This is a genomic window from Citrobacter sp. wls757, assembly GCF_005280935.1.
Taxonomy (GTDB): domain Bacteria; phylum Pseudomonadota; class Gammaproteobacteria; order Enterobacterales; family Enterobacteriaceae; genus Citrobacter; species Citrobacter portucalensis.
Window position 1 is genome coordinate 4,482 of record NZ_SZWU01000064.1, and the last position, 4,269, is coordinate 8,750.

Annotated in this window: 2 protein-coding genes; one reads left to right on the forward strand and one right to left on the reverse strand. The window is 52.0% G+C overall.

The features are described 5' to 3' along the window. Positions 1–396 precede the first annotated feature (396 nt). Entirely contained in the window at positions 397–2,058 is a 1,662-nt protein-coding gene (locus tag FDW94_RS18340) for a fatty acid--CoA ligase (protein ID WP_137378058.1), read from the forward strand. A 199-nt stretch (positions 2,059–2,257) separates the two neighbouring features. Here the strand turns inward: FDW94_RS18340 and FDW94_RS18345 are convergent, their stop codons facing one another. After that, positions 2,258–3,979, reverse strand: a complete 1,722-nt coding sequence (locus FDW94_RS18345) for a SulP family inorganic anion transporter (protein ID WP_103285866.1) — start codon at positions 3,977–3,979, stop codon at positions 2,258–2,260. Positions 3,980–4,269 lie beyond the last annotated feature (290 nt).

Sequence of the window (4,269 nt, forward strand, 5' to 3'; positions counted from 1 at the left end):
TTCTTATCGTTCTGCCAACAGCGACTCCTACCCCACCTCATCACGACACTTAAACCTTTCACTGGAACCACGATGGTACTGCAAAAAATATAGCGGTATCAGGCACACCTCTTTGTCTGGCGTGCTTAACCGTAGGCTAAATTTGAGTAATTTATCTGAACAACCTTGGGCACAATACTGTTGCGGGAGCGCCAGGTCGCGCCGCATTTCATTGATAAGCTCGCTGAAGGTCGCCCCCCCTCTTCCAGATGGCGTTGTAGGGTACGCACATTCATCCCCAGGGGCTGGAGTTGGTGCGCCGCCTCGACATCTGAAGCAAACGCCAGGGAGTAAATACCAACCTTCATCTACAATTGCCATCATACCGAGCAAATAATGAGTCAACGAGGAACCTGGATGGTGAAAACAAGAGTCATACAGTCAGCGCAGGGAGCCCATGCCTATCCGCTGCTGATCAAGAGCTTGCTGCTGTCGGGTGGGCGTTCTCATCCCGAGCGAGAAATCGTCTACGCCGACAAGCTGCGTTACGACTATCGCACCCTCAAACAGCGCATCCATCGCCTGGCAAACATGCTGACAGCGGCCGGTGTCATGCCTGGAGACACCGTCGCCCTGCTAGATTGGGACAGCCATCGCGCCCTCGAGTGCTTCTTCGCGGTGCCTATGATTGGTGCCGTGTTACACACGGTGAACGTCCGCTTCTCGGCGGACCAAATCGCTTACACCATGAATCATGCCGAGGACAACCTGGTACTGGTGCACGACGACTTCTTGCCGGTTGTCGAGTCACTGGCAGAGACGCTAACCACTGTTCGGGGATACATCCAGATTAGCGACGAAGAATCGAAGGCAACCAGCCTGCCGGTGCTGGGGGAATATGAGACCCTGCTGGCCGCAGCGGGAGATCGCTTTGACTTCCCCGACTTCGATGAAAACTCGGTAGCGACCTTGTTCTACACCACTGGAACCACGGGCAATCCCAAGGGGGTCTACTTCAGCCATCGTCAGCTGGTCCTGCACACACTCAATGAGCTGGGTCTCCTGGCAGCCCACGAGGGACAGTCGCTGCTACGATCGAACGATGTCTACATGCCGATCACTCCTATGTTTCACGTGCACGCCTGGGGCGCTCCCTATGTCGCAACAATGCTGGGTGTGAAGCAGGTCTACCCCGGTCGTTACGAACCCAACAAGCTGGTACGGTTCTATCGCGATGAGGGTGTAACCTTCTCGCACTGTGTGCCAACTATCTTGCAGATGATCCTCGAGTGCGACGAAGCCACGCGGACCGAGCTGTCGGGATGGAAGATGTTGCTGGGTGGCAGTTCACTGTCTCTTGGACTGGCGACACAGGCCCACCATAGGGGCATACGCATTCACGCCGGCTATGGTATGTCTGAGACCTGTCCCCTGCTCTGTATGACCCACTTAAGCGATGCCGAGCTGGCCCTTCCCATGGATGAGCAGCTACCCCTGCGGATTCGGACCGGCCTGCCTGTTCCGTTGGTGGATCTGCGTATCGTCGATGGCGAAGGTCGGGAGGTAGTGCACGACGGCGAAGCCCTGGGTGAAATAGTGGTGCGAGCCCCTTGGCTGACTCAGGGCTACCTGAAGGAACCCGAGAAAGGAGCTGAGCTATGGAATGGCAGTTGGCTGCATACCGGTGACATTGCCTCTATCGATCCCCATGGGATAGTGGAAATCAAGGATCGCATCAAAGACGTAATCAAGACAGGCGGTGAGTGGATAAGCACGCTAGAGCTGGAGAGCCTCATCAGCTCACACGCGGCGGTCAGGTCGGTAGCCGTCGTCGGGATACCTGATGAACAGTGGGGCGAACGCCCCCTGGCTCTGGTGGTTTGCAAGGAAGGGGAGGACCTGGAGCCGCAGGCCATAGCGGCACATCTACAAGGATTCGTCGACCGCGGCCACATCAATAAATGGGCGATCCCACGACAGATAAGGATAGTCCCGGAAATTCCCAAAACCAGCGTCGGCAAGATCAACAAGCGCTTGATCCGCGAGCTCGAAGCCAGTAATGGGAAGGAAAGCATTTAAGCGATCTGTCGCATTCATAGCGTAAGGTTAACAACAGTCACGCTGTCTATATTTCAGGTAGCATGTCGGTATCAATACTCTGCCGGGGATCTCACCATCCCCGCGCGGATGCTGATCCCCCTTTAGCAAAATGGGTGCCAGGGCATGTTCATCGCCACAGGCACCTTCCATCCAGCCTGATCATTTACCTAAATCTGCTTTATTCAACAACGCCAGATTCATCCTCACTCATGCTTTCTTTGCTTTGAATGAACCGGAGCGCCAAATAAAGGTCTGGTGCCAGAATCATGTCGTCATCTTTCATTGTCGGTCGACTCTCCTTAAACCAGCGTGTTAACTCCGTTTTCCGGCCCGCAAGAATTAACTTAATCTTCCGCCCCTTCAGGTCCCGTTTTAACTCATTAATGGTTGCCAGGACGCTGATATCTGAATAGGTAAAGCAAGAAACGGCGTCAATGACCACCCATTTAGGTTGTAGTACTGCACCATCGACTAAATTCAAAACGCGGCGCTTAAAATAGGCCACATTAAAATAGGTCAGCGGTGAGTTAAACCGGTACATCAACACGCCAGGGATCATTTTCACATCAGTTGTATTACCTAATGAGTGAATCATCCCATTTTCGTCAATTCCCAATAAGTGTTCAGTAGGACGGAAAACTGTGCGCAGGAACTGCAACAGACCCAACAATACCGCAAGGCCAATCCCCTGAATAACACCAATAATCAGAACACAGCCAAAGGTGAAGAACGCCAGGCGAAATGCGGGTTTATTTCTTCGCCTCAGGTTCCAGAGTCCGCGTAAATCAATTAATGACCACGATGCATAAATTAGAACAATGCCTAATGCAGATACCGGAATAAATTGTAATGGCTGCGTGAAAAATACCACGACGATTCCGATGATTAAGGCAGCAACAACGGAAACAAGCTGGCTTTTCCCTCCAGAGGAATCATTTACCGCAGTCCGGGAATCGGCTCCGCTAATCGCAAACCCCTGAGATAAGCCAGACATTAGATTCGCGACCCCCAAAGCCCTGAACTCAGCATCAGCATTTATTTCGTATCCGTTTTTTGCGGCAAAACTGCGAGCGGTTAGCATCAGGCTAACAAAACTGACTAACGCCAGGTTCAGCGCAGGAATCAATAAATCACGCGCCAGACCAGGCTGAAACGATCCCCAGTGAACGACGGGCAAACCAGACTGAAAGCCCGATCCCCCAATAGTGGCAATCCCATACTGCTGCGCAGATGTAATCCATACCAGCGCCGTTGTTATCACAATAGCAATCAACGGTGCTGGCCATTGGCTACGAAACGTTTTGATAGCTATTAAAATCGCTAACGTTAGGATGGAGATCCCTAAGGTTAATAAATGAATTTCTGAGAGTCGGCCAGGCAGGGCAATGATCTTCTCAATCACTTGCTCTTCATCAAGCGTAATCCCCAATACCTTACCGAGTTGCCCGACAATAATCGTCACGGCAACCCCGTTAAGCAAGCCCGTTAGAATGGGGTGCGAAAGCAAGTCAGCAAGCGCGCCCAGGCGAAATTTACTGGCAAGCAGGCACCATCCCCCCATCATCACAGTCATGACAATTGTCAACTGCCAGTGAAGTTCTGGGTTTCCGGCAGAAAGAGGAACTACAACGGCTGCAATTACCGCGCAGGTCGTGGCATCAGGGCCAACAATCAATTGGCGGGAAGAACCAAACAGCGCATAAGCTAGCATTGGCAAAACGCAGGAATATAACCCGACGATAGCCCCGACTCCCGCCAACTCAGCGTAAGCAATCGCAACCGGTAGTGCTACGGCAGCAACGGATAACCCGGCTTTAACATCATGTTTTAGCCAGCTTTTATCGTACGCTAATAAATTTTTTAGCCCCGGCATGTAGTTTAATACCATTTTTCCGAACACTTTATTCTCCGGATAGACCCTTACTTATAGATAAAGGTACACGTAACTATCGCAGGCGATCCTGATATTTTCGGGAGGTAATACAGAAAATTCAGATTGGGGGTTTACCGCATATACCGCAGGAAGGCTTGTGTTATGGAGGTTTTGGATATTGCTTTGCACCCGATGGTGCGGTGTTGTGATGTGCCTGATGCGCTGCGCTTATCAGGCCTACAAAATACATTCAGCCCGGCCTCTGCAGGCCGGATAAGGCGGTACGCCGCATCCGGCGGTTTTCATCCCGCACAGAC